The 24,077-nt window shown below is 71.7% G+C and carries 18 protein-coding genes and 1 tRNA gene; 5 read left to right on the forward strand and 14 right to left on the reverse strand.

Annotation, left to right across the window (positions count from 1 at the left end; translation table 11 throughout):
• Window position 1: 1 nt before the first annotated feature.
• A complete protein-coding gene (locus ACQUSR_RS22110) occupies window positions 2–1,045 on the reverse strand; it encodes a carbohydrate ABC transporter permease (protein WP_431044332.1) in 1,044 nt (347 codons plus the stop codon).
• A 5-nt stretch (window positions 1,046–1,050) separates the two neighbouring features.
• Window positions 1,051–2,373 carry an ABC transporter substrate-binding protein gene (locus ACQUSR_RS22115; protein WP_431044333.1) on the reverse strand — a complete coding sequence of 441 codons (1,323 nt, stop codon included), beginning with the start codon at window positions 2,371–2,373 and terminating at the stop codon, window positions 1,051–1,053.
• 195 nt (window positions 2,374–2,568) lie between these two features.
• Between ACQUSR_RS22115 and ACQUSR_RS22120 the strand changes: the two genes are divergently transcribed.
• Entirely contained in the window at window positions 2,569–3,633 is a 1,065-nt protein-coding gene (locus tag ACQUSR_RS22120; RefSeq protein ID WP_431044334.1) for a LacI family DNA-binding transcriptional regulator, read from the forward strand.
• Window positions 3,634–3,678: 45 nt separating this feature from the next.
• Here ACQUSR_RS22120 and ACQUSR_RS22125 read toward each other — a convergent pair whose 3' ends face one another.
• From ACQUSR_RS22125 to ACQUSR_RS22145, 5 genes are all read right to left on the reverse strand, one after another.
• Window positions 3,679–6,120: a SpoIIE family protein phosphatase gene (locus ACQUSR_RS22125; RefSeq protein WP_431044335.1), complete on the reverse strand. Its 2,442-nt coding sequence runs from the start codon at window positions 6,118–6,120 to the stop codon at window positions 3,679–3,681.
• A 180-nt stretch (window positions 6,121–6,300) separates the two neighbouring features.
• Window positions 6,301–6,639, reverse strand: coding sequence for a hypothetical protein (locus ACQUSR_RS22130; RefSeq protein ID WP_431044336.1), 339 nt, complete (start codon window positions 6,637–6,639; stop codon window positions 6,301–6,303).
• 405 nt (window positions 6,640–7,044) lie between these two features.
• Window positions 7,045–7,117, reverse strand: a tRNA-His gene (locus tag ACQUSR_RS22135).
• Between the two features lie 107 nt (window positions 7,118–7,224).
• Window positions 7,225–7,830 carry an oligoribonuclease gene (orn, locus tag ACQUSR_RS22140; protein ID WP_431044337.1) on the reverse strand — a complete coding sequence of 202 codons (606 nt, stop codon included), beginning with the start codon at window positions 7,828–7,830 and terminating at the stop codon, window positions 7,225–7,227.
• 5 nt (window positions 7,831–7,835) lie between these two features.
• Window positions 7,836–9,251 (reverse strand): helix-turn-helix domain-containing protein, encoded by a 1,416-nt coding sequence (locus ACQUSR_RS22145; RefSeq protein ID WP_431044338.1) that lies wholly within the window; start codon window positions 9,249–9,251, stop codon window positions 7,836–7,838.
• A gap of 983 nt (window positions 9,252–10,234) precedes the next feature.
• Between ACQUSR_RS22145 and ACQUSR_RS22150 the strand changes: the two genes are divergently transcribed.
• Window positions 10,235–10,756, forward strand: a complete 522-nt coding sequence (locus ACQUSR_RS22150) for a universal stress protein (RefSeq protein ID WP_431044339.1) — start codon at window positions 10,235–10,237, stop codon at window positions 10,754–10,756.
• A gap of 163 nt (window positions 10,757–10,919) precedes the next feature.
• Here ACQUSR_RS22150 and glmS read toward each other — a convergent pair whose 3' ends face one another.
• The 3 genes from glmS to ACQUSR_RS22165 all read right to left on the reverse strand — a co-directional run bounded on the left by glmS (window position 10,920) and on the right by ACQUSR_RS22165 (window position 14,168).
• Window positions 10,920–12,749 (reverse strand): glutamine--fructose-6-phosphate transaminase (isomerizing), encoded by a 1,830-nt coding sequence (gene glmS, locus ACQUSR_RS22155; protein WP_431044340.1) that lies wholly within the window; start codon window positions 12,747–12,749, stop codon window positions 10,920–10,922.
• Between the two features lie 77 nt (window positions 12,750–12,826).
• Window positions 12,827–13,108 carry a hypothetical protein gene (locus ACQUSR_RS22160; RefSeq protein WP_431044341.1) on the reverse strand — a complete coding sequence of 94 codons (282 nt, stop codon included), beginning with the start codon at window positions 13,106–13,108 and terminating at the stop codon, window positions 12,827–12,829.
• A gap of 154 nt (window positions 13,109–13,262) precedes the next feature.
• Window positions 13,263–14,168 (reverse strand): DUF4429 domain-containing protein, encoded by a 906-nt coding sequence (locus tag ACQUSR_RS22165; protein ID WP_431044342.1) that lies wholly within the window; start codon window positions 14,166–14,168, stop codon window positions 13,263–13,265.
• 296 nt (window positions 14,169–14,464) lie between these two features.
• Here ACQUSR_RS22165 and ACQUSR_RS22170 point away from each other — a divergent pair, with 296 nt between their 5' ends.
• A complete protein-coding gene (locus ACQUSR_RS22170; RefSeq protein ID WP_431047769.1) occupies window positions 14,465–16,021 on the forward strand; it encodes a beta-N-acetylhexosaminidase in 1,557 nt (518 codons plus the stop codon).
• Between the two features lie 124 nt (window positions 16,022–16,145).
• Here the strand turns inward: ACQUSR_RS22170 and ACQUSR_RS22175 are convergent, their stop codons facing one another.
• Genes ACQUSR_RS22175 through ACQUSR_RS22190 form a run of 4 tightly spaced genes read right to left on the reverse strand, consistent with a single transcriptional unit; the run spans window position 16,146 to window position 22,047 of the window.
• Window positions 16,146–17,300 (reverse strand): acyl-CoA dehydrogenase family protein, encoded by a 1,155-nt coding sequence (locus ACQUSR_RS22175; RefSeq protein WP_431044343.1) that lies wholly within the window; start codon window positions 17,298–17,300, stop codon window positions 16,146–16,148.
• 3 nt (window positions 17,301–17,303) lie between these two features.
• Window positions 17,304–18,248, reverse strand: a complete 945-nt coding sequence (locus tag ACQUSR_RS22180) for a hydroxymethylglutaryl-CoA lyase (RefSeq protein ID WP_431044344.1) — start codon at window positions 18,246–18,248, stop codon at window positions 17,304–17,306.
• Complete coding sequence (locus tag ACQUSR_RS22185) at window positions 18,248–20,380, reverse strand: acetyl/propionyl/methylcrotonyl-CoA carboxylase subunit alpha (RefSeq protein WP_431044345.1); 2,133 nt, start codon at window positions 20,378–20,380, stop codon at window positions 18,248–18,250. The genes ACQUSR_RS22180 and ACQUSR_RS22185 overlap by 1 nt, the downstream gene beginning before the upstream one ends.
• A gap of 23 nt (window positions 20,381–20,403) precedes the next feature.
• Complete coding sequence (locus tag ACQUSR_RS22190; protein WP_431044346.1) at window positions 20,404–22,047, reverse strand: carboxyl transferase domain-containing protein; 1,644 nt, start codon at window positions 22,045–22,047, stop codon at window positions 20,404–20,406.
• Between the two features lie 101 nt (window positions 22,048–22,148).
• Between ACQUSR_RS22190 and ACQUSR_RS22195 the strand changes: the two genes are divergently transcribed.
• Window positions 22,149–22,772 carry an SACE_7040 family transcriptional regulator gene (locus ACQUSR_RS22195; protein WP_431044347.1) on the forward strand — a complete coding sequence of 208 codons (624 nt, stop codon included), beginning with the start codon at window positions 22,149–22,151 and terminating at the stop codon, window positions 22,770–22,772.
• A gap of 99 nt (window positions 22,773–22,871) precedes the next feature.
• Entirely contained in the window at window positions 22,872–24,029 is a 1,158-nt protein-coding gene (locus ACQUSR_RS22200; RefSeq protein ID WP_431044348.1) for an acyl-CoA dehydrogenase family protein, read from the forward strand.
• The last annotated feature ends 48 nt before the right edge of the window (window positions 24,030–24,077 follow it).

The raw sequence follows: 24,077 nt of genomic DNA on the forward strand, positions 1-24,077 counted from the left end.
CTCACTGGCTCTTGCGGAGACGACGGACGACAGCTGCGTTGACCGCGGCGATCAGCAGCAGGATCAGGAACATCGCCCAGGCGATGGCGGAGGCCCGGCCCAGGTGCAGGTTCACCCAGCCCTGCTCGTACAGATACAGACCGAGCGTCTGGTACTGGTGGTCGGCGCCGCCGGTCGCCGCCGCGCTGCCGCTGAACAGCAGCGGCTCGCCGAACAGCTGGGTCGCCCCGATCGTCGAGACGACGACCGTGAACAGGATCGTGGGCCGCAGCGACGGGATCGTGACGTGGATGAACTGCTGCCAGCGCGAGGCCCCGTCCAGCGCGGCCGACTCGTACAGGTCGTTCGGTACGGTCTGCATCGCGGCCAGGTAGATCAGCGCGTTGTAGCCGGTCCAGCGCCAGATCACGATGGTGGACACGGCGATCCGCGAGGTCCAGGTGCCGTTCTGCCAGTCGATCGCGTCGATGCCGACCGTGCCGAGCAGCCAGTTGACCATCCCGTAGTCGCGGCCGAAGAGCAGGACGAACACCAGCGTGGCGGCGGCGACCGAGGTGGCGTACGGGGTGAGGATCGCGACCCGGAAGAACATCGAGCCGCGCAGCCGGTAGTTGAGCAGATGCGCGATCCCCAGGGCCATCAGCAGCTGCGGGACGGTGGAGATCACCCCGATGGTGAACGTGTTCCGCAGCGCGTTCCAGAAGAAGTCGTCCTCCCACAGCCGGGAGTAGTTGCGCAGCCCCACCCACTCCATGTGGGTGGGGTCGGTGAGCTCCACTCTGTGCAGTGACGCCCAGCCGGTGTAGAGCAGCGGGAAGAGTCCGAAGGCGGCGAAGAGGACGAAGAACGGGGCGACGAAGCCGTACGGGGACCAGCGCACGTCCTGGGGGTACCGCCCGGACGGAGTTTGGGGGAGGTAGCGCTTGCTGCGCCGCGCCCGACGGCGGTCCTCCGCCGCCGTCGGGCCGCCGCCCTTCCCCGCCGTGGGCGGGGCGGGGGACGGCGGGGCCGCGGGGGCCGCGGCGGTGTCCGGCTGGGAGGCCATCGGCGTCACAGGTCCAGCGCGTTGTCGACGGACTTGACCGCGGCCTTCCAGCCGGCCTCGGGCGACTTGCCCTGCTGCTCGACCTGGAGGATGCCGACGTCCTGGATGTTCTGCTTGATCAGCAGGTCCTTCGGGCCCAGGACCTGGGTGGGCACACCGCGTGCGGCGGCGGAGAAGATCTTCCCGGTGGGCGCGTCGCCGAAGTACGGGTGCCGCGCGTCCGCGACCTGCGGCAGCTTGTAGGCGGCCTCGGAGCTGGGGAAACTGGCCTGCTTCTCGAAGAGTTTGGCCTGCTGCTCGGGGGCGGTCAGCCAGGCGGCCAGCTCGGCGGCCTCGTCCTTGTGCTTGGCGGCGCTGGGCACGGTGAGGAAGGAGCCGCCCCAGTTGCCGGGCTTCGGGGCGGCGGCCACGTCCCACTGGTCCTCGGCCTTCGGCCCGGCCTTCTCCTTGATGTAGCCGAGCATCCACGGCGGGCAGGAGACGGTGGCGAACGTGCCGTTGGCGAACGCCTGGTCCCAGGACTTCTGGAACTGCTGGAGCTTGGCGGTCAGCTTGCCGGTCGCGGCGTCCATGGCGTAGCCCCAGGCCTCCTTGACGGCCGGGCTGTCCTTGTAGATCAGCTTCCCCCGCGCGTCGTAGTAGGTCTCGGCGCTGCTGGAGATCACGGCGTTGTAGACGCCCGAGGCCGCGTCCACGAAGGAGGTGCCGCCGGGAGCCCTGTCCTGGTACCTCCGGCCGGTCTCCAGGTACTTGCCCCAGTCGCCCGCCCACAGCTGGGCGACCTTCTTGCGGTCGGTGGGCAGTCCGGCCTTGGCGAACAGGTCCTTGCGGTAGCAGATCGCCATCGGGCCGATGTCCGTGCCCAGGCCCACCGTCTTCCCGTCCGCGGTCGTGCCCTGCTGCCACTTCCAAGGAATGAAAGCGTCCTTCCGCACGCCCTTCGCCTTCGACAGATCGACGAGCTTGTCCGCCTGGGTGGCGGTGACCTCGGCGATGTTGGCGACCTCGACGGCCTGGACGTCGGCGAGCCCGCTGCCGGTGCCGAGATGGGTCAGCAGCTGCGGGTAGTAGTTCTCGTTCCGCTCGATGGAGGTTTCCTTGATGGCGATGTCGGGGTGCAGCTCCATGTACTCGTCGTACAGACCGGCCTGCTTGTAGCCGAAGACCCCGAAGACCCCCACGGTGATGGTGGTTCTGCCCTCGGCGTCGGTGCCGCCCGAGGCGCTGGCGCTGTCGCCGCCGCCGTCGTCGGCGCAGCCGGCGAGCAGGGCGGCGACGGCCGCCAGGACCACTGCCCGGTGTCGGAACCTGCCGGAACTCCTCCGCATTGCGTTCTCCTTGCGTCCTATGTGCCGGTTCAGGCAAAAATAAGCACATGTGGCGGGTGTGGGAGCGCTCTCACTGGTGATGAACTGAAGGTTCATCACTTGCCCCAGGGGTGTCAAGGGAACCCACGTGGCAACTTTCCGGAACCTCACTGCTGTTGAATTGGCATCGCTTACCCGTACGGCTGGAGGCGGAAGATGACAGGAACACGGCGCCGCGGAGCCGGACGCGGCAGACCCACCCTGGAGGAGGTGGCCGCCCGCGCGGGGGTGGGCCGCGGCACCGCCTCCCGGGTGATCAACGGATCGCCCAAGGTCAGCGACCGCACCCGCGCCGTCGTCGAACAGGCCGTCGCCGATCTCGGGTACGTGCCCAACCGCGCCGCCCGCGCACTCGCCGCCGACCGCGCCGACGCCGTCGCGCTGGTCATCCCCGAACCCGAGACCCGGCTCTTCGCCGAGCCGTACTTCTCCGACATCATCCGGGGCGTGGGCGCCGCGCTCGCCGACACCGACCTCCAGCTCCTGCTCACCCTCGTCCGCACCCCCAGGGAGCGGCAGCGGCTGGCCGACTATCTCTCGGCGCACCGCGTCGACGGTGTGCTGCTGGTGTCCGTACACGCCGATGACCCGCTGCCCGACCTGCTGGAACGCATCAGCATGCCCGCGGTGCTCAGCGGCCGCCGCACCGCGCAGGAGACCGTGGCGTACGTGGACGCGGACAACCTCGGCGGGGCGCGGGCCGCCGTGGACCACCTGCTCGCCCGCGGCCGCCGCACCATCGCGACCATCGCCGGGCCACCCGACATGCACGTCGCCCAGTCCCGGCTGGCCGGATACCGGGACGCGGTCCGGACGGCGGGCCGGGAACCCGACCCGCGGCTCACCGAGGCCGCCGACTTCACGGAGGAGGGCGGCCGCCGGGCCATGCGCGCCCTACTGGCCCGGCGGCCCGACCTGGACGCGGTCTTCGCCGCCTCCGACGTGATGGCGGCCGGGGCCCGCCACGTGCTGCGTGAGACGGGCCGCCGGGTCCCCGAGGACGTCGCGCTCGTCGGCTTCGACGACTCCGCCGTGGCCCGGCACATGGACCCGCCGCTGACCAGCGTCCGGCAGCCGGTCGAGGAGATGGGGCAGGCGATGGTGCGGGCCCTGCTGGAGCAGATCGAGGCGCGGCGGGCGGCCCGCCGCACGGGCCGGTGGCGGGCCGAGCGCCCGCAGACGGTCCTGCCGACGGAGCTGGTGCGGCGGGCGTCCTCGTAGCCCTTCCCCCGGGACCCGCTACCGCCCTGGTTCCGCCGGGACCCGCTACCCGCCCGCCCCGGTCCTCACGCTCCCCCGGGACGGGCTCGCGGGCAGCTCCAGCTCCGTCCAGATGATCTTGCCGCGCCGCGTGTACCGCGTACCCCAGCGCCGGGTCAGCTGGGCGACCAGGAACAGCCCCCGGCCGCCCTCGTCCGTCGTCCGCGCGTGCCGCAGCCGCGGCGAGGTGTTGCTCGCGTCGGCCACCTCGCAGACCAGCACCTCGTGCCGGATCAGCCGGAGGCGGATCGGGCCGACGGCGTGCCGGATGGCGTTGGTGACCAGCTCGCTGACGACCAGTTCGGTCGTCATGCGCAGCTCGTCCAGCCCCCACTCTGCCAGTTGGCGGTCGGTCATCGCACGGGCGCTGCTGACGACCGCGGGGTCGGCCGGCAGGTCCCAGGAGGCGACCTGATGGGCGTCCAGCCCGCGCGTACGGGCCACCAGCAGCGCCACGTCGTCGCCCGGCGGCCCGCTCAGCATCGAGTCGACCACCGTCGTGCACAACTCCTCGAGCGGCAGCTCCGGCTGGGCGAGCGCCCGCCCCAGCCGGCGCAGCCTCAGGTCCACGTTGTCGTCGGCGGGGCCGATCAGGCCGTCCGTGAAGAGGGCGATCAGGCTTCCGTCGGGCAGCTCCAGCTCGGCGGACTCGAACGGCAGCGACCCCAGCCCCAGCGGCGGCCCCGCGGGCAGGTCGGGGAAGCTGACCGCCCCACCGGGATCGACGACCGCGGGCGCCGGATGCCCGGCCCGGGCCATCGCACAGCGCCGGGTCACCGGGTCGTAGACCGCGTACAGGCAGGTGGCGCCCAGCACGGCGGCCGAGACGGCGTCGTCGTGCTCCTCCTCGGTGAGCCGGATGACCAGATCGTCCAGATGGGCGAGGAGTTCGTCGGGCGACAGGTCCATGTCGGCGAGGGTGTGCACGGCCGTACGCAACCGGCCCATGGTGGCCGCCGCGGTGATGCCGTGTCCCACGACGTCGCCGACCACCAGCGCGACCCGGCCCCCGGACAGCGGGATGACGTCGAACCAGTCGCCGCCCACCCCGCCCTGGGAGCCCGTCGGCAGATAGCGGGTGGCGACGTCCAACGCGGCTCCGCCGGTCAGCCGGTGCGGCAGCAGATTGCGCTGGAGGGCGAGCGCCGCGTTGTGCTCGCGGGTGTAGCGGCGGGCGTTGTCCAGACAGACCGCCGCCCGCGCGACCAGTTCCTCGGCCAGCAGCAGATCGTCCTCCTCGAAGGGGTCCGGATGCCGTGAGCGTACGAAGGTCACCACACCCAGCACCGTGCCGCGCGCCCGCAGCGGCACCCACATCCCCGAGTGCATCCCGTACTCGCGGACGCTCTCCGAGCGCGCCGGGTCGTCGGCGAGCCAGGTGGGGCTGGGCCGCGCGGGATCGACGACCTCCCGGTAGGACCTGCCCTCGGCGACACACCGCTCGTACGGGGCCGCCTCGGGCGCGCTGATCGGGTCGCCGACGGCCACCACCGACTCCGGGCACCCCTCGTGGACGGAGAGCTGCGCGGCCCGGCGCAGCGCCCCCCGGACCCCCGAGCGCCCCACCTCCGGCTCGTCCCCGCGCAGCACCGCCTCCAGCAGGTCGACGGTGACGAAGTCCGCGACCCGCGGCACGGCGACCGCGGTGACCTCCTCGGCCGTACGCGCCACGTCCAGGGTGCTGCCGATCCGTACCCCGGCCTCGTTGAGCAGCGCGAGCCGGCGCTGCGCCTTCCACCGGTCGGTCACGTCCATCACGAGGTAGTACACGCCCATCGGGTGGCCGTCGGCGTCCTCCAGCCGGAAGAAGGAGGTGGAGTAGGCGCGCTCGCGATACGGGTCCGCCGACGTCCAGCCCTGGTACTCGTGGTCGATCACCGGCACGCCCGTGGCGAGCACGCTGCGCATCAGCGCCTCCAGCGCCTCGGTGTCGAGACCGGGCAGCGCCGAGGTCATCCGCCGCCCCAGCCGCTGCTCGCGCGGCACACCGCCGAAGCGCTCCAGGGTGTCGTTGAGCCAGACGTACCGCAGTTCGGGGCTCAGCACGGCCATGCCCAGCGGGGAACGGGTCAGAAAGCCCTCCAGTGCGGAGCCGCTGACCGCCCACGAGGGGGTGCTGGCCAGGTCGATGGCCGACACCAGCCATTGCTCGCGGCCGTCCGCCGCCATGACCGCGCAGACCCGCAGACCCAGGTCGACGCGGCTCCCGTCCCGGTGCCGGGCGGCCACCAGCCCGGCCCAGACCGCCCCGGCGCGGCACTCCTCGGCGATGGCGGCGGCCTTGACGGCGTCGTCGGGGGAGGCCAGCAGCGTCACGGCGGGCCGGTCCAGCACGTCCGCGGCCCGGTAGCCGAGCAGCCTCTCGGCAGCGTACGTCCAGCCGATGACCGCGCCCTCGCCGTCGATCACCACCCATACGGCGGGTGCCAGATCGAACGGCGCGTTCATCGGCGTGACTTTCGCGGGCCCGCCCATCACGGACTCCTATCGTCCGCCCCCGTAGCTTTCATGCTAGGCCGCGCCCGATGACGGCGCTCAGCCGATGGGTAAGGGGTCATGCCAGCAAACGCCCCTGTACTGCCCGGCCACCGCGAGCCGGCCGCGGTGGCCCGGGCCTTCGTGCGGAGGTCAGCCCTCGGAGGGCACGGTCACATCCACGGTGGCGGCCGCGTACAGCGCCCCGTCCTCCTCGCTGACCTCGTAGCTGATGTCGACCGAGCGGACGACCAGCGGGCCGTGGCCGTGCAGGTGCACCGTCTGGCCGACCTGGGGGACCGGCACCGGTGTCAGGGCGCCGAACCGGGCGATCGTGCCGGTGCCCTTGCCGTCGAGGTGGTAGGTGAATTCGATGTCGTACCGGGCGGGGCCGGTCGCCTTGCCCAGATCGAGCCGGTCCAGCTCGCCCCGGGTGGCCTGCTTCTCGGATTCGGCGATTTCGGAGATCACGTGCGGCAGCTCATTGCTCATACGGTTCATCCTGCCAAAGCGGGCCGGGGCATCGGCCGCATGGGATGCCGCCGCCGTCAGGCCGACGACTCCCGGATTCCCGGCCCGCGTTCACGGTGGGGCGGGGCCTTGCAGACGGAGCAGTACCAGCCCGGCGGATAGGGATAGGTGGTGTCCCACCACATGGGACCGCGGCAGGTGCCGCAGGTGGGCGGCTTCCGCTGCGGTGTGGACGGGGCAGGCGGACGGACGCTCATCGCCGGATCGTCTCGCAGCCCCTGCCCGCGTACCGCGCTTCTTCGGCGCTGCTCACTCCTTCGGGCGATGCCCCCTGGACGCCTGGCGCAGAAGCGGCGGCACCTGCTCCCGGTTCGCGTACGCCAAAGGGCCGACCTGATTTCTCAGGTCGGCCCTTTGATCCTTCAGGGTGAGTAACGGGACTCGAACCCGCGACATCCTGGACCACAACCAGGTGCTCTACCAGCTGAGCTATACCCACCATGACCGGTGCTTTTGTGCTCTTCCGCACCGGCCGAGAAAAAGTGTACAGGGTCTGAAGGGGTGCTCGCTCCCGGCTTTCCCGGTGCCGGGAGCGAGCCTCGTCACTCAGCGCCCGGCGGTCACGACGTGCTTCGCCGCGATGGCCTTCGCCGTGTCCGAGTCCGGGCCGGGCTGCGGCACGAAGACCGCCTCCCGGTAGTACCGCAACTCGGCGATGGACTCGCGGATGTCGGCGAGCGCCCGGTGGTTGCCGTTCTTCTTCGGACTGTTGAAGTACGCCCGCGGATACCAGCGCCGGGCGAGCTCCTTGACCGAGGACACGTCGACGATCCGGTAGTGGAGGTAGCTCTCCACGTCCGGCATGTCGCGCAGCAGGAAGCCGCGGTCCGTCCCCACGGAGTTTCCGCACAGCGGAGCCTTCCCGGGTTCCGGGACGTGCTCGCGGACGTAGGCGAGGACCTGCCGCTGGGCATCCTCCAGCGTGGTCCCGCCGTCCAGCTCCGCGAGCAGCCCGGAAGCGGTGTGCATCTCGCGCACCACCTCGGGCATGGTGGCCAGCGCCTCGGCCGGCGGGCGGATCACGATGTCCACGCCGTCGCCCAGGATGTTCAGCTCCGAGTCGGTGACCAGCGCGGCCACCTCGATGAGCGCGTCGTCGGACAGCGAGAGCCCGGTCATCTCGCAGTCGATCCACACCATGCGATCGTTCATACGTCTCACCCTACGGGGCGTTCCCGCTGGCCGGGCAGGGTCGAACGGCCCTGGGCCCGGTTCGCGGCCTGCTCCGGCAGGCGTGCGGCGTACGTGTCCGACTCCGGCCTGCCGGGCTCCGGCACGCCCGGGCCACCGTGTCCGGGTCCGCCGTACCCGACGTGAGCTGTGTGCCCGCTGTGCCCGTCGTGGCGCACATGGCCGCCGTGCCCCGGCTGCCCGCCGTGGCCCGCCGCCGGAAGCCCGGAGGGCGGCCCCGGCGGCATCGGGTGTTGGGCGGCGTGCTGCGGGTGGCCGGGGTGCGGCAGCGGCGCGGCGGCACGCCGCAGCGCCGTCGCGGCGTCCGCGGTGCGCTGCTCGCCCACCTCGGGCCGCTCCGGCCGGTCGCCGCGCTCCGTGCCGCCCTGCGGCCTGCGGGCCCGGTACGCCGCCCGGTAGGCAGCCGGGGAAGATCCCAGCTGCCGCCGGAAGTGGCCGCGCAACGCGACCGGCGACCGGAAGCCGCAGCGCCCGGCGACCTCGTCGACCGAGTAGTCGGAGGTCTCCAGGAGCCGCTGGGCCTGGAGCACCCGCTGGGTGATCAGCCACTGGAGTGGAGCGCTCCCAGTGAGCGAACGGAACCGCCGGTCGAAGGTGCGGCGGCTCATATAGGCACGGGCGGCCAGGGCCTCGACATCGAACTGCTCATGCAGATGCTCGAGCGCCCAGGCGACGACCTCGGCGAGCGGGTCGGCGCCGATCTCCTCCGGTAAAGACCTGTCGAGGTAGCGCTCCTGACCGCCGCTGCGCCGCGGCGGTACGACGAGACGGCGGGCCAGGGCCCCCGCGGCGTCGGCGCCGTGGTCGGTCCGTACGACGTGGAGGCACAGGTCGATCCCGGCGGCGGTCCCCGCCGAGGTCAGTACGTCGCCGTCGTCCACGAACAGCTCGCGCGGATCCACGTGCACCGACGGATAGCGCTTGGCGAGCGTCGGCGCGTACATCCAGTGCGTGGTGGCCGGGCGGCCGTCGAGCAGGCCCGCCGCGGCCAGTACGAAGGCCCCCGTGCACAGTCCGACGATGCGCGCGCCCTCTTCATGGGCGCGGCGCAGCGCGTCCAGCGCGGCGGCCGGTGGCGGCTGAGTGATCGAGCGCCATGCCGGTACGACGACGGTGCCGGCCCGGGAGAGTGCCTCCAGGCCGTATGGAGCGGTCAGTTCCAGTCCGCCGGTCGTTCGCAATGGCACATCTTCGCCCGCGCACACGAGCAATCGGTATCGCGGTACACCCGCGTCCTGCCGGTCGATACCGAAGACGGATAGCGGGATGGAGCTCTCGAATATAGGGCCGCCGCTGAAGAGCAGCACCGCGACGATTTCCCGTCGTCGGCGCCCGGAGAGCTTACGCGAGGTCTCCGGTACGGTTGTGGAGTCCTGGCTCATGGAACTAAGCCCCCCTCGGTGGTCGCGTCCTCTCGGTCCTGCACGTTTCCCCTCGGTCCTGAACGGTTCCCCCGCCGGTCATCGCCAAGATCGAATCTACTGTGTCGCGTGTGGTGGCCGTGACCAGTTCACCACCCGCTCCCAAGTCGATATGACAACTTGGCGCGAAGCATTCGATCACGAAGCGTTGCACTCGTAGCCTCTGCTGGGAAGTGCGCCTATGGCTCGCACCTACTCCCCGTAGGGGGCGCACCCCGCCGATACCCCTTTCCTCGCTGGTGGGAGCGCGGGTGGGGGCGGTGTTTGCCAAGGAAAGGAGCCCGGCTCAAACTTGGCTGAAAACGAGCGGTAGCAGAGAGCCGGATCAAGGGGCGGACGGGCGTACGCCGGTCCGCATCATGGGCGCCCGCCCATGCTTCCGTGCGCCCACCGTGGCGCTGCGCGCGCCGTCGCCCGCCCTGCCGCGGCGATCCGCCGGCGAACGTACCGTCGGCATGGGCCCGGCGCGTCCCGGATACGGACCGAACGCGTACGGACACGGAATGCTCCTCTCGGGTGGCGGGCGAGGGTGAAGGACGGTCGAGGGGGAGGGCCGCCCGTGTCATGGCAAGGGCCGTGGCAGTGCGGCCCCTCCACCCTCCTGCCGGGCACCTGATCCCCGGTCGAAGGCCGCTCGGCGTACGCCAGTGGGCGGCTGGAGGGCATTGCGCTCCGGGCCGCCCTCCGGCATGCTCCGGGGAACGCCTCGGGCGCCCCCCTAGCTTGGGGTGGACCTTGGGCGGGCGAGGAGTGGGGCCTTACCCTTGGGGGTATGGGCTTGGAAAGATGAATCCCGGACGGATTCTGTTCGTTCGACGCTCCCCGGGCTCCGTCCCGGGAGGTGTGCCCACACCGAGCCGCCAGAGCCAGCAGTCCGCCGACAACGTCAACCAGAGCCCATCCGCCGATCCCTCCGCAAGAGGATTTCCTTCGCCGAGACACCGATGGCCGGTCACGAATTCCCCGAACCCGCGGACCGCAAGAGGGTCGCTGATCACGAAGCGCACCCCGAAGCGGCGGAAGAGTCACGTCATGCCTGCGATCCGGCGTTCCAGCACGGTGTCGTGGTGGGATTCGACGGCTCCACCTCGAGTGAGCGGGCGCTCGCCTACGCGATCGGAATGGCCCGGCGGTCCGGCTCCGGCCTGATCATCGTGCATGTGGCCAATCGGCTGCCGACGACCGTGTGGGCGGGCTGCGAGCCGCCGGTCTTCGTGGACGTCCCCGACCATCGCACCGAGGTGCTGGGCCTCGAACTGGCCTGTGCCGACCATCTCTCCGAGGTCCCCTGGATCCTCGTCGAGCGGGGCGGGGACATCTGCCACGAACTGGAGGAGGTCGGCCGGGAGTACGCGGCCGACGCGATCGTGGTCGGCTCCACGCACGGGCTGGTGGGCCGGCTCTTCGGCTCTGTCGCGGGCCGGCTGGCGCGCCGCGCGCAGCGTCCCGTCATCGTCATCCCCTGACGCGGCGTCGCCCCGGCCCGAGCGCCCAACTCCCCTGTGCCGCGGGTGGGGTGCCCTTCGCCGAACCGGGCAGGCGGCCCCGCCGCCGGCGTCAGGGCGACGCCGGCGCGACGGAGGCGGTGTCCGCGTCTGGATGGCCTGCGCGTACACCGCCTCCCGTGGACTACTCGACCGTCACGGACTTCGCCAGGTTGCGCGGCTTGTCGATGTCGCGGCCCAGCGTCAGAGCCGTGTGGTACGCGAGGAGTTGCAGCGGAATGCCCATCAGGATCGGGTCCAGCTCGACCTCGTTCTTCGGTACCACGATCGTGTGATCCGCCTTCTCCTGCTCCTGGTGGGCGACGGCGAGGATCGGGCCGCTGCGGGCCTTGATCTCCTCCAGCGCCGCGCGGTTCTTCTCCAGCAGGTCGTCGTCGGGGACGATCGCCACCGTCGGCAGCGCGGGCTCGATCAGCGCGAGCGGGCCGTGCTTGAGCTCCGAGGCCGGGTACGCCTCGGCGTGGATGTAGGAGATCTCCTTCAGCTTCAAGGACGCCTCGAGGGCGACCGGGTAGCCGCGCACCCGGCCGATGAACATCATGCTCTTCGCGTTCGCGTATTCCTTCGCGAGCTTCTCGATCTCCGGCTCCAGCGCCATGATCTCGGAGATCTGCTCCGGCAGCTTGCGCAGACCTGCGATGAGCCGCTTGCCGTCCGCCACCGACAGGTCCCGGATGCGGCCGAGGTGCAGGGCCAGGAGGGCGAAGGCGACCACCGTGTTTGTGAAGCACTTGGTGGACACGACGCAGACCTCGGGGCCCGCGTGGACGTACACGCCGCCGTCGGTCTCGCGGGCGATCGCCGAGCCGACCACGTTGACCACGCCCAGGACGCGGGCGCCCTTGCGCTTGAGCTCCTGCACCGCGGCGAGGACGTCGTACGTCTCACCGGACTGGGAGACCGCCACATACAGCGTGTCGGGGTCCACGACCGGGTTGCGGTAGCGGAACTCGGAGGCGGGCTCCGCGTCGGCGGGGATCCGGGCCAGCTCCTCGATCAGGCCGGCGCCGATGAGCCCCGCGTGGTACGAGGTGCCGCAGCCGAGGATCTTCACCCGGCGGATGGTGCGGGCCTCGCGCGCGTCCAGGTTGAGCCCGCCCAGGTGGACGGTGGAGAACCGGTCGTCGATCCGGCCGCGCAGCACCCGGTCGACGGCGTCCGCCTGCTCGCTGATCTCCTTGTGCATGTACGTGTCGTGGCCGCCCATGTCGTACGACTCGGCCTCCCACTCCACGGTGGTCGGCGTGGCCGAGGTCCGGGACCCCTCGGTGGTGTACGTACGGAAGTCGTCGGCCTTGAGCGTGGCCATCTCGCCGTCGTCGAGGGTGACCACCTGGCGGGTGTGGCTGACCAGCGCCGCGACGTCGGAGGCGACGAACATCTCCTTCTCGCCGATGCCGAGCACCACGGGGGAGCCGTTGCGGGCGACGACGATCCGGTCCGCGAAGTCGGCGTGCAGCACGGCGATGCCGTACGTGCCCTCGACCAGGCGCAGTGCCTGGCGGACCCGCTCCTCCAGGGTCTCCGCCTGGGAGCGCGCGATGAGGTGGGTCAGGACCTCGGAGTCGGTCTCGGAGGCGAACTCCACGCCGTCGGCCGTGAGCTTCGCCCGCAGCTCGGAGGCGTTGTCGATGATGCCGTTGTGGACGACGGCGACCTTGCCCTCGGGGTCCAGGTGCGGGTGCGCGTTCACGTCGCTGGGGGCGCCGTGCGTGGCCCAGCGGGTGTGCGCGATACCGGTGGTGCCGGCGAAGCGCTTGGGGACGCGGGCCTCCAGGTCGCGGACCCGGCCCTTGGCCTTGACCATCTTCAGCGCGGCCGGGGTCTTGCCGGAGGGCTTGCCGGTGATCACGATGCCGGCCGAGTCATAGCCCCGGTACTCCAGCCGCTGGAGGCCCTCCAGCAGCAGCGGCGCTACGTCGCGCTTGCCGATGTATCCAACGATTCCGCACATGGTTCTTCGTCCCCTCCTGGTCGTTGCGTGGGTGCTCGGGCTTGAACGGGCCGGTCTCGGCCGTGGCCGGACCGGCCTCAGCCGTAGACGATCCGGCGCAGCTGCCGCAGCGAGAGCTCGGGCGGCGCCACGGCGCGGTGCGGCAGCTCCGCCGCGATCCGCTCGAAGATGTCCGTGTTCGTCCATCCACCGGACTGCAGCTCGCGGTGGCGCCGCCGGACGTACTCCTCGACCGTCTCGTCGAAGTACGCCAGCACGTCCAGCACCACCCGGGCGGCCTCGCCGCGGTTCAGCGGCGTGCTGCGCACCAGGTGGTCGACGAGATCGTCGTGAGACGAGGGCGTACGGCGTTCGAGCACCCGTTGATACTGAGGGGAAGCGGAGAGTTTCGCAAGAAATCTGCCCGATATCGGGCACCATCCGGCCTGGAGACGGTTCAGGGGCAGCCTGGAAGCGGCGCGGGTCCGGCCTGGAAGCGGCGCGGGTCCGGCCTGGAAGTGGTGCGGGTCCGACCTAGAAGCGGCGCAGGACGGCCTGCTTGGCCGCCGTGAACTCCTCCTCCGTGAGCACGCCGCTCTGCCGCAGTTCCCCCAGCTCCCGCAGCCGGCGCAGCAGCGCGTCGTGATCCGTGTCACTTCCCGCGGAGCCTGTCTGCGGCGTCGACGGTGCCGGCAGCGCGGCCGGCTCGTCGGCGGGCTCCGGCGGTGCCGCCGGGTGCGGCATGCGGGCGACGACGGCCGCGGCGACCAGCGCCATCAGCGGGTCCTTGCGGAAGCCGTACAGCTCGATCGCGTGCGGGTCGTACTTCGGCACCGTCGTCGTCAGCGTCGTGGCCGTCGACTTCGCCAGCCGGAACCGGAGGTAACCGTTCTCCAGCCCCTCGGCGGGCCGCCACTCCACCGCGTCGAGGTCCGCGACCGAGAAGGTGCGGGGACCGGCCGACTTCTTCGACTCCTCGGTCTTCCAGTTCCACTCCAGCCGGATCCGGTCACCGTCGAAGGAGGCGGTGCCGTCGCCCGCCGACGCCGACAGCGGCACGGCGGGGCCGGGTAGCAGGAAGCGGTCGCAGGGGCCGGCGGGCACCTGCTCCAACAGCAGGGCGTTGCGGACCTCGTCGACGAAGTACTCGGCGACCCCGGAGCGGTCCGGGTCCACGCTCAGCTGATACGGGTCGGCCCCGTCCGGCAGCGTGCCGCCCGTGGCCAGGCGCAGCGGATCGGCGCCCTCGCGCAGCCGCAGCCGAAGACGGCCCGACTTCCGGCCGGGCTCGTACGCGACCCCCGCCAGTGCCTCCAGTGGGACGGTCAGCTCGCCCAGGGACTGCCGCGCCGCGTGGACGCCCTTGTCGCGGCCGGGCACGATGCGCACCGCGTCGCCGTCGAAGCTCCAGGTTCCGTCGGGTTGGATGATCTCCGCCATGCAGTGAATTCTGACAGGCGTATGGAGTGAATTCTGACGAGCATTCGGATGTGAAGCGGGCGGCGAGTGGTCTACACCTTGACCCCTTGTGCGCCGCGCGGTACCCAAGGGGATGGTCGGCCGCCCCATCCCGTGCCCCTCCGTGTCCTCCCCGCCGCTCCCCAGCCGGTATCTCCCCGAACTTTCCCGAACGCAGTTCGTTGAAGGGACCGCCCGTGAGACGACGCAGCGCCCGGAACCGCCCCTCTCGCCCGCTCCTCGGCCGCCCCCGCCTGATCCGGCTGCTCGGCGCCATGATGCTCGCCGCCGCGGCCACCGGGGCGGGTGGCGGCCCGGCCCAGGCGGCCGATCCGGCCGCTCCCGCCGACGCGGACCCCCGGGCGCGTGTGGTGCCCGCACCCGCCACCGTGGCGCCCGGCGGAACTCCGTACACCCTCGCCAAGAGCACCGCGATCCGCGTACCCGGCAACGCGGCGGCGCGCGCTGTGGGCGACTATCTGGCGGGTGTGCTGCGGCCGTCCACCGGCTATCCGCTGCCCGTCACCACTGCGGCGGGGGCCAGTGGCATCCGGCTGCGGCTGGCCACCACCGGCCGCGAGGTCGAAGGGCTCGGCGCGGAGGGCTACCACCTGGCGGCGGACGCCGACGCCGTGACCATCAGCGCCCGTCGGCCCGCCGGGCTCTTCTACGGGGTGCAGACGCTGCGGCAGCTGCTGCCCGCCGGCGTTGAGCGCCGAACCGTCCAGTCCGGCCCGTGGCGGGTCCCCGGCGGCACCATCACCGACGCGCCGAGGTTCGCCTACCGCGGCGCGATGCTCGATGTGTCGCGGCACTTCTTCACCGTGCCGCAGGTCAAGCGCTACATCGACCAGCTCGCCCTGTACAAGATCAACAAACTGCATCTGCACCTTTCCGACGACCAGGGCTGGCGGATCGCCCTCGACTCCTGGCCGCGGCTGGCCACTTACGGTGGCAGCACCCAGGTCGGCGGCGGCCGCGGCGGCTACTACAGCAAGGACGACTACCGCGAGATCGTGCGGTACGCCCAGAGCCGCTATCTGACCGTGGTCCCCGAGATCGACATGCCGGGGCACACCAACGCCGCCCTCGCCTCGTATGCGCGGCTGAACTGCGACGGTGTCGCGCCGCCGCTCTACACCGGCACGAACGTCGGGTTCAGCTCCCTGTGCGTGGACAAGGACGTGACGTACGACTTCGTGGACGACGTCGTCCGGGAGCTGGCCGCGCTGACCCCCGGCCCGTATCTGCACATCGGCGGCGACGAGGCCCACTCCACCAGCCCCCAGGACTACGCGGCCTTCATGGACCGGGTGCAGCCGGTCGTCGCCAAGTACGGCAAGACGGTGATCGGCTGGCACCAGCTGACCGGGGCACGGCCCGCAGAGGGCGCCGTGGCGCAGTACTGGGGGCTGAAGGGGGACGAGCCGGAGGTCGTGGCCGCGGCCGAGGCCGGGACCAAGATGATCCTCTCGCCCGGCAACCGGGCCTATCTCGACATGAAGTACACCAAGGACACACCGCTCGGGCTCGAATGGGCCGGACATGTGGAGGTGCGCCAGTCCTACGACTGGAACCCCGGCGCGTATCTCAAGGGCGCCCCGTCGTCGGCGATCCTCGGTGTCGAGGCGCCGCTGTGGTCGGAGACCGTCTCGACCAGTGACCACATCGAGTACATGGCGTTCCCGCGGGTCGCGGGCATCGCGGAACTCGGCTGGTCACCGGCCGCGACGCACGACTGGGACGCCTACCGGATGCGCCTGGCCGCGCAAGGGCCACGGTGGGAGGCGCGGGGAATCGACTTCTACCGCTCGCCGCAGGTGCGCTGGGAGTAGCCCGGGGCTGCGCCCCTGGGCCCTGCGCCCGGGCAGGGGCCCCACCCGGGCAGGAGCCCACCCGGGCAGGGGCCCACCCGGCCGGGGCGCCGCGGCGCCCCGGCCGACCGCGCGGTCAACCGGGCTAAAGCCCCAGCTCGCGGGCGATCAGTATCCGCTGCACCTCGCTCGTGCCCTCGCCGATCTCCAGGATCTTGGAGTCCCGCCACATCCGGGCCACCGGGTACTCGTTCATGAAGCCGTAGCCGCCATGGATCTGCGTGGCCTCGCGGGCGTTGTCCACCGCGATCGTCGACGAGTACAGCTTGGCCAGGGCCGCCTCCTTCTTGAACGGCTCCCCGGCGACCAGGCGGGACGCGGCATCGCGCCAGGCGAGACGCGAGGTGTGGGCCTTCATCTCCATGTCGGCGAGCTTGAACTGAATGGCCTGGTTGGCGCCGATCGGCCGCCCGAAGGCCTGACGCTCCTTGGCGTACCGCAACGACTCGTCGACGCAGCCCTGGGCGAGCCCGGTCGCGAGGGCCGCGATGGCGACGCGGCCCTCGTCGAGGATGCGCAGGAACTGGGCGTACCCGCGGCCCTCCTCGCCGAGCAGGTTCGCGGCCGGTACGCGGACGTCCGAGAAGGACAGCTCACGGGTGTCCGAGGCGTTCCAGCCGACCTTCGAGTAGGGCGCCGCGACCGTGAAGCCCGGGGTGCCGGACGGCACGATGATCGACGAGATCAGCGGGGAGCCGTCCTCCTTGCGGCCGGTGACCGCGGTGACGGTGACCAGGCCGGTGATGTCGGTGCCGGAGTTGGTGATGAAGCACTTCGAGCCGTTGATGACCCAGTTGTCCCCGTCCCGCACGGCGGTCGTCCTCGTGCCGCCCGCGTCCGAGCCGCACTCCGGCTCGGTCAGCCCGAACGCGCCGAGCAGCTCGCCCGCGCACATCCGGGGCAGCCACTCCTGCTTCTGCTCCTCGGTGCCGAAGCGGTAGATCGGCATCGCGCCGAGCGAGACCCCGGCTTCGAGGGTGATGGCGACCGAAGAGTCGACGCGGGCCAGCTCCTCCAGGGCGATACCGAGAGCGAGATAGTCGCCGCCCATGCCGCCGTACTCCTCGGGGAACGGCAGCCCGAAGAGCCCCATGCGGCCCATTTCGCGGACGATCTCGTACGGGAACTCGTGCCGCTCGTAGAAATCGCCGATCTTCGGCGCCACGACATCGTGCGCGAACGCCTCGACGGTGCGGCGCAGCTCCTCGTGCTCTGCGGACAGCCGGTGGTCGAGCGACATGACTCAAGTCTCCTTCTGGGAGAGTGCACGGACGGTGCGGGATGGGCTGGGTCGGCCCAGATGGCCGGCCATCCACACGCTGGTGGCGGTGAGACGGCCGAGATCGACCCCGGACTCGATGCCGAGGCCGTCGAGCATCCACACCAGGTCCTCGGTCGCGAGGTTCCCGGTGGCGCTCTTCGCGTACGGGCAGCCGCCGAGCCCGCCCGCGGAGGCGTCGACGGTGGTGACGCCGTGCTCCAGCGCCGCGAGGGTGTTGGCGAGAGCCTGGCCGTAGGTGTCGTGGAAGTGCACGGCGAGCCGGTCGGCGGGCACGCCCGCGTCTCCCAGCCGGGCGAGCAGCTCGCGGACATGGCCGGGGGTGGCCACGCCGATGGTGTCGCCGAGGCTCAGTTCGTCGCAGCCGAGATCCATCAGGCGCTTGGCCACCGCCACCACCTGCCGGACCGGGACCGGGCCCTCCCACGGGTCACCGAAGCACATCGACAGATAGCCGCGCACCCGCATCGCCGCCTCGCGGGCGCGGGCCACGACCGGCTCGAACATGGCGAGGGACTCGTCGACGGAGCGGTTGAGGTTGCGCTGGGCGAAGGTCTCCGTCGCACTGCCGAACACGGCGATGCGGCGGACGCCCAGCGCCATCGCGCGCTCCAGGCCGCGCTGGTTGGGCACCAGGACCGGCAGCTCGGCAGGAACGTCCTTCAGCAGCGGCACCAGCTGCTCGGCGTCGGCCAGCTGGGGCACCCACTCGGGGCGGACGAGGCTCGTCGCCTCGACGGTGGACAGCCCGGCGTCGGCGAGTCGTCGGATGAACTCGGCCTTCACCTCGACCGGGACGACGGCCTTCTCGTTCTGCAGGCCGTCGCGCGGCCCCACCTCGTGGATCCGGACCCGGGCCGGTAGTCCGGACATCGGTACGGTCATGGGCAGTCCGTCGGGCAGGGACATCACTCGCCCTCCTCACTGTCGTGCGGGGTGACGACGGCGAGCACCTGGTCCATGGCGACAGTGCTGCCCGCGGTCACGTCCAGCTCGGTGACCGTGCCGTCGTGCGGGGCGGAGATCAGGTGCTCCATCTTCATCGCCTCGACCACCAGCAGGCCCTGGCCCGCGGTGACCTCGTCGCCCACGGCCGCCTTGACGACGGTGACCGTGCCGGGCATGGGGGCGGTGAGCGTCCCCGCGTGGGCCGCTGCCGCGCCGCCGTGCAGGGCGGCTTCGACCGGGTCGTGGTCGAGCAGATGCCAGGTGTCGCCGTCCCGCCCCAGCCAGGTGCCCTCCGCGCCGGGCGCGGTGACGAAGTGGTGGATGACGCCGTCCCAGGCGGCGGTCACCCGGCCGGAGGCGGCCTCCAGGAGCCGGGCACGCACGGTGGAGCGTTCCCCGGGCGCGTCGGCCTGGTCGGGCCGCTCGATACGGATCTCCGCGTCGCGTGCCCTGCCGCGCACGCGGACCGTGACCGGCTCATGGCCGGGAACGCGCAGGTGGTGCACGGTCCAGGCGGGTTCGCGGCCGAGCCGCCAGCCGGAAGGCACCGAGAACGGGTCGACCCAGCCGGCCGCGCCTCCCGGTGCGGGGCGCGCGCCGGGTTCCAGCGCGTGCTGCCGCAGCAGGGCCGCCGTTGCCAGCACTTCGTCCGGGACGCCGAGGGGCACCAGGGCGGTCGCGTCGCGGTCGACCAGGCCGGTGTCCAGCTCGCCGGAGACCACGGCGGGGTGGGCGAGCAGGCGGCGCAGGAAGCCGACATTGGTGTCCAGACCGAGGACGGTGGTCCGGGCGAGGGCGGCGCTCAGCCGGCGCAGCGCCGTGGCGCGGTCAGGGCCGTGGGCGATCACCTTGGCGAGCATCGGGTCGTAGAGCGTGCCGACCTCGGTGCCCTGGGACAGCCCGGAGTCCACCCGCACCCCTTCGCCGTGCGGCTCGCTCAGGGCGCGCACCGTGCCGGCGGAGGGCAGGAAGTCCACCCGGTCACCCGACACTCTGGCGGTCTCCGCGCAGATACGGGCCTCCACGGCGTGCCCGGTGAAGGAGATGTCGTCCTGGGCGAACGGCAGCGGCTCCCCGGCGGCGATCCGCGCCTGCCACTCCACCAGGTCCAGCTCGTCCCGGCCGGCGATGGACACGGCCAGCTCCGTCACCGGGTGCTCGACCTGGAGCCGGGTGTTCATCTCCATGAAGTAGTAGGCGGAGGGGTCGTCGCCCGGCACGATGAACTCCACCGTGCCCGCGCCCGTGTAGCCGCAGGACCGTGCCGCCTGGACCGCGGCCGCGCCCATCGCCGCCCGGGTGGCGGCGTCCAGCAGCGGGCTCGGCGCCTCCTCGATGATCTTCTGGTGGCGTCGCTGGAGCGAGCACTCGCGCTCGCCCAGGTGCAGCACGTTGCCGTGGCCGTCGGCCAGCACCTGGATCTCGATGTGCCGGGGCCGGTCGATCCAGCGCTCGACCAGCAGGGTGTCGTCGCCGAAGGACCCGCGGGCCTCACGCCGGGCGGCCGCGATCTCCTCCGCCAGCAGCTCCTCGCTCCGCACCAGCCGCATGCCCTTCCCGCCGCCGCCCGCCGAGGGCTTGAAGAGCACGGGCATGCCGATCTCGCGGGCCGCGTCCGCCAACTGCGCGTCGGTCAGGCCGCTGCCGGAGGACCCGGGCACCACCGGCACCCCGGCCGCCCGCACCGTCTCCTTGGCGCGGATCTTGTCGCCCATCAGCTCGATCGCCGCGGCGGGCGGGCCGAGGAAGGCCAGCCCCGCGTCGGCGCAGGCCCGGGCGAAGGCGGCGTTCTCGGCGAGGAAGCCGTACCCGGGGTGCACGGCCCGCGCGCCGCTCACCCGGGCCGCCTCCAGCAGCCGCTCGATGGACAGATAGCTCTCCGCGGCCGGCGCCGGGCCGATGCGGACGGCGGTGTCCGCCTCGCGCACATGCCGGGCGTCCGCGTCCGCGTCACTGAAGACCGCCACCGAACGGACCCCGAGCCGCCGCAGCGTGCGGATCACCCGGACCGCGATCTCGCCGCGGTTGGCCACCAGCACACCGCCGGCGCCCGCCCGGGCCGCCGCGCCCGCCGCGTCCACCGAAGCTGCCATGAACATCGTCTGCATCCCCCTCGTCACATCCGGAAGACGCCGTAGCCGGGCGCCGCGGGGTCCTTCTTCGGCAGTGGCGCGTTGGCGCAGGCGGTGAGCGCCAGCCCCAGCACCGTCCGGGTCTCCAGCGGGTCGATTACGCCGTCGTCCCACAGCCGCGCCGTGGCGTAGTACGCGTTCCCCTGGGTCTCGTACTGCTCGCGGATCGGCGCCCGGAACGCCTCCTCGTCCTCCGCGCTCCAGCTCTCGCCTCGCCCCTCCAGCTGGTCGCGCTTGACCGTGGCGAGCACCGAGGCGGCCTGCTCCCCGCCCATCACCGAGATCTTGGCGTTCGGCCACATCCACATGAAGCGCGGCGAATACGCGCGGCCACACATGGAGTAGTTGCCCGCGCCGTACGAACCACCGACCACGACGGTCAGCTTCGGCACCCGGGTGCAGGCCACCGCGGTCACCATCTTGGCGCCGTGCTTGGCGATACCGCCCGCCTCGTAGGAACGGCCCACCATGAAGCCCGAGATGTTCTGCAGGAAGACCAGGGGGATACCGCGCTGGTCGCACAGCTCGATGAAGTGCGCGCCCTTCTGGGCGGACTCGGAGAACAGGATGCCGTTGTTGGCGACGATCCCCACCGGGTGGCCGTGGATCCGGGCGAAGCCGGTGACCAGCGTCGTCCCGAACTCGGCCTTGAACTCGGCGAAGCGCGAGCCGTCGACCACCCGCGCGATGACCTCGCGCACGTCATAGGGCGTGCGCGAGTCCACCGGCACCGCCCCGTACAACCCCGCGGGGTCGACGGCGGGCTCCTCGGCGGCCGTGACCGACCAGGGCAGCCGGCCTCGCTGCGCGAGCGACTCCGGCAGCGTGGAGACGATGGTGCGGACGATCCGCAGCGCGTGCGCGTCGTCCTCGGCGAGGTGGTCGGTGACGCCGGAGACCTTCGAGTGCACCTCGCCGCCGCCCAGCTCCTCCGCGGTGACGACCTCGCCGGTGGCGGCCTTCACCAGCGGCGGGCCGCCCAGGAAGATCGTGCCCTGCTCGCGCACGATGACGGCTTCGTCGCTCATCGCCGGTACATACGCGCCGCCCGCCGTACAGGAGCCGAGCACCGCAGCGATCTGCGGAATGCCGGCCCCTGACATCCGCGCCTGGTTGTAGAAGATCCGCCCGAAGTGCTCGCGGTCGGGGAAGACCTCGTCCTGCATGGGCAGGAAGGCGCCACCGGAGTCGACCAGATAGAGGCACGGCAGGCGGTTCTCCAGGGCCACCTCCTGAGCGCGCAGGTGCTTCTTCACCGTCATCGGGTAGTAGGTGCCGCCCTTGACGGTGGCGTCGTTGGCGACGACCACCACCTCACGCCCGGCGACCCGCCCGATCCCGGCGATCACCCCCGCCGCCGGGGCCTGGCCCTCGTACATCCCGTCCGCCGCCAGCGGCGCCAGCTCCAGGAATGGCGATCCGGGGTCCAGCAGCGTGTCCACCCGGTCCCGAGGCAGCAGCTTGCCGCGCGCGGTGTGCCGCGCGCGTGCCTTCTCGCCGCCGCCCAGCCGCGCCACCGCGAGCTTCTCGCGCAGCCGCGCCGACAGCTCGCGGTGCGCCGCCTCGTTGGCGCGCCAGACGTCGGATCCCGGGTCGGCGCCACTCCTCAGCACCGGTGCCTGCTCCATGGCTGCGAGCCCCCTTGCCCGATCCGGCCGATCTGTTAATGAGCGTTAACCTGTTGCGAACAGGTTAACGCCCGCTAACGCCGCTGTCTAGAATCAATTCCATGAGTACGCAAGCGCCCGCCACGACCCGTCGCGACCAGATCCTCAGGGAGGCCGCCCGGCTCTTCGCCGAGCGCGGATTCCACGGCGTCGGCGTGGACGAGATAGGGGCCGCCGTCGGCATCAGCGGGCCCGGCCTCTACCGCCACTTCGCGGGCAAGGACGCCATGCTCGCCGAGCTGCTCGTCGGTATCAGCGGTCGGCTGCTGGCGGGTGGCAAGCGCCGGGTCGCCGACGCCGGTGCGGCGGGGCACAGCCCCGCCGCCGTGCTGGACTCGCTCATCGAGGGCCACATCGACTTCGCGCTCGACGACCGCCCGCTGATCACCCTGCACGACCGTGAGCTGGACCGGCTGCGCGACAGCGACCGCAAGCTGGTGCGCCAGCTCCAGCGGCAGTACGTGGAGCTGTGGGTCGAGGTGGTCCGCGAGGTCTATCCGGACCTCGCCGAGAACGTGGCGCGGGCCGCCGTGCACGCCGTGTTCGGCCTGCTCAACTCCACTCCGCACCTCGGCCGCCCCGACGCGCTTCCGGCCCGTGAGTCCACTGCCACGCTGCTGCACCGGCTCGCCCTCGGTGCCTTCGGGGCGGCCTCGGGGACGGACGGGGCGGGGCCGGGGTGCTGATTCCCTGGACAGCTCACTGACCGCCGGGTAACTTTCAAGAGTCAACTGAGCAAGCGCTTAGGCACGGAGTTGTCCGGGTCGCGCCCACGAGGAGTCAGTATGCGTCGGACGGTGTTCAACGAGGACCACGAGGCGTTCCGCGAGACCATCCGCGACTTCATCGCCGCCGAGGTCGTGCCGTACTACGACGAGTGGCGGGAGGCCGGGCAGGCTCCGCGCGAGTTCTACAGGAAGCTCGGCGAGCTGGGCGTCTTCGGCATCGAGGTGCCGGAGGAGTACGGCGGCGCGGGGGAGACCAGCTTCAAGTTCAACGCCGTCATCACCGAGGAGACCGCCCGCGCCGGCGTGAGCTTCGGCGGCAGCGGCGTGCACACGGCGCTGTGCCTGCCGTACCTCCTCAAGTACGCCTCCGAGGAGCAGAAGCGGCGCTGGCTGCCGCCGTTCGTCACCGGCGAGATGATGACCGCCATCGCCATGACCGAGCCGGGCACCGGCTCGGATCTGGCCGGCATGAAGACCACCGCCAAGCTCTCCGAGGACGGCACGCACTACGTTCTCAACGGCGCCAAGACCTTCATCACCGGCGGCGTGCTCGCCGACCGCGTCCTGGTGTGCGCCCGCACCGCCCCGCCCACCCCCGAGGACCGCCGCGGCGGCATATCCATCCTGGTCGTCGACACCGCCTCGGAGGGCTACGCGGTCGGCCGCAAGCTGGAGAAGCTGGGGCTGAAGACGTCCGACACCGCCGAGCTGTCCTTCACCGACGTGAAGGTGCCGGTGGAGGACCTGCTGGGTGAGGAGGGCAGGGCGTTCGGATACCTCGCCCACAACCTGCCGCAGGAGCGCCTCGGCATCGCGGTCAGCGCGTACGCCCAGGCCGCCGCGGCCGTGGAGTTCGCCAAGGACTACGTGCGGGACCGCACCGTCTTCGGCAAGACGGTCGCGTCCTTCCAGAACACCAAGTTCGTGCTCGCCGACTGCAAGTCCGAGGTGGACGCCATGCAGGCGGTGGTGGACCGGGCCCTGGACGCCCACGACGCCGGTGAGCTGACCGCCGCCGACGCCGCCTCCGCCAAGCTCTTCACCACCGAGCGGGCCGCCGCCGTGATCGACAAGTGCCTCCAGCTGCACGGCGGTTACGGCTACATGATGGAGTACCCCATCGCCCGCCTGTACGCGGACACCCGCGTCACCCGCATCTACGGCGGCACCAGCGAGGTCATGCGGTCCATCATCGCCAAGTCGATGGGGCTGTGAACCGTTCCCACCGCTCCCCGGGAGCGCGCCCTCCGCAGGTTCTCGAGC

This window comes from Streptomyces sp. P1-3 (assembly GCF_050613155.1).
Lineage (GTDB): Bacteria > Actinomycetota > Actinomycetes > Streptomycetales > Streptomycetaceae > Streptomyces.

Excerpts from the sequence above, each read along its gene's own strand:
- ACQUSR_RS22110 (WP_431044332.1), bottom strand. The coding sequence starts at position 1,045 with ATGGCCTCCCAGCCGGACACCGCCGCGGCCCCCGCGGCCCCGCCGTCC.
- ACQUSR_RS22115 (WP_431044333.1), bottom strand. The coding sequence starts at position 2,373 with ATGCGGAGGAGTTCCGGCAGGTTCCGACACCGGGCAGTGGTCCTGGCG.
- ACQUSR_RS22120 (WP_431044334.1), top strand. The coding sequence starts at position 2,569 with ATGACAGGAACACGGCGCCGCGGAGCCGGACGCGGCAGACCCACCCTG.
- ACQUSR_RS22125 (WP_431044335.1), bottom strand. The coding sequence starts at position 6,120 with ATGAACGCGCCGTTCGATCTGGCACCCGCCGTATGGGTGGTGATCGAC.
- ACQUSR_RS22130 (WP_431044336.1), bottom strand. The coding sequence starts at position 6,639 with ATGAGCAATGAGCTGCCGCACGTGATCTCCGAAATCGCCGAATCCGAG.
- orn (WP_431044337.1), bottom strand. The coding sequence starts at position 7,830 with ATGAACGATCGCATGGTGTGGATCGACTGCGAGATGACCGGGCTCTCG.
- ACQUSR_RS22145 (WP_431044338.1), bottom strand. The coding sequence starts at position 9,251 with ATGAGCCAGGACTCCACAACCGTACCGGAGACCTCGCGTAAGCTCTCC.
- ACQUSR_RS22150 (WP_431044339.1), top strand. The coding sequence starts at position 10,235 with ATGGCCGGTCACGAATTCCCCGAACCCGCGGACCGCAAGAGGGTCGCT.
- glmS (WP_431044340.1), bottom strand. The coding sequence starts at position 12,749 with ATGTGCGGAATCGTTGGATACATCGGCAAGCGCGACGTAGCGCCGCTG.
- ACQUSR_RS22165 (WP_431044342.1), bottom strand. The coding sequence starts at position 14,168 with ATGGCGGAGATCATCCAACCCGACGGAACCTGGAGCTTCGACGGCGAC.
- ACQUSR_RS22170 (WP_431047769.1), top strand. The coding sequence starts at position 14,465 with ATGCTCGCCGCCGCGGCCACCGGGGCGGGTGGCGGCCCGGCCCAGGCG.
- ACQUSR_RS22175 (WP_431044343.1), bottom strand. The coding sequence starts at position 17,300 with ATGTCGCTCGACCACCGGCTGTCCGCAGAGCACGAGGAGCTGCGCCGC.
- ACQUSR_RS22180 (WP_431044344.1), bottom strand. The coding sequence starts at position 18,248 with ATGTCCCTGCCCGACGGACTGCCCATGACCGTACCGATGTCCGGACTA.
- ACQUSR_RS22185 (WP_431044345.1), bottom strand. The coding sequence starts at position 20,380 with ATGGCAGCTTCGGTGGACGCGGCGGGCGCGGCGGCCCGGGCGGGCGCC.
- ACQUSR_RS22190 (WP_431044346.1), bottom strand. The coding sequence starts at position 22,047 with ATGGAGCAGGCACCGGTGCTGAGGAGTGGCGCCGACCCGGGATCCGAC.
- ACQUSR_RS22195 (WP_431044347.1), top strand. The coding sequence starts at position 22,149 with ATGAGTACGCAAGCGCCCGCCACGACCCGTCGCGACCAGATCCTCAGG.
- ACQUSR_RS22200 (WP_431044348.1), top strand. The coding sequence starts at position 22,872 with ATGCGTCGGACGGTGTTCAACGAGGACCACGAGGCGTTCCGCGAGACC.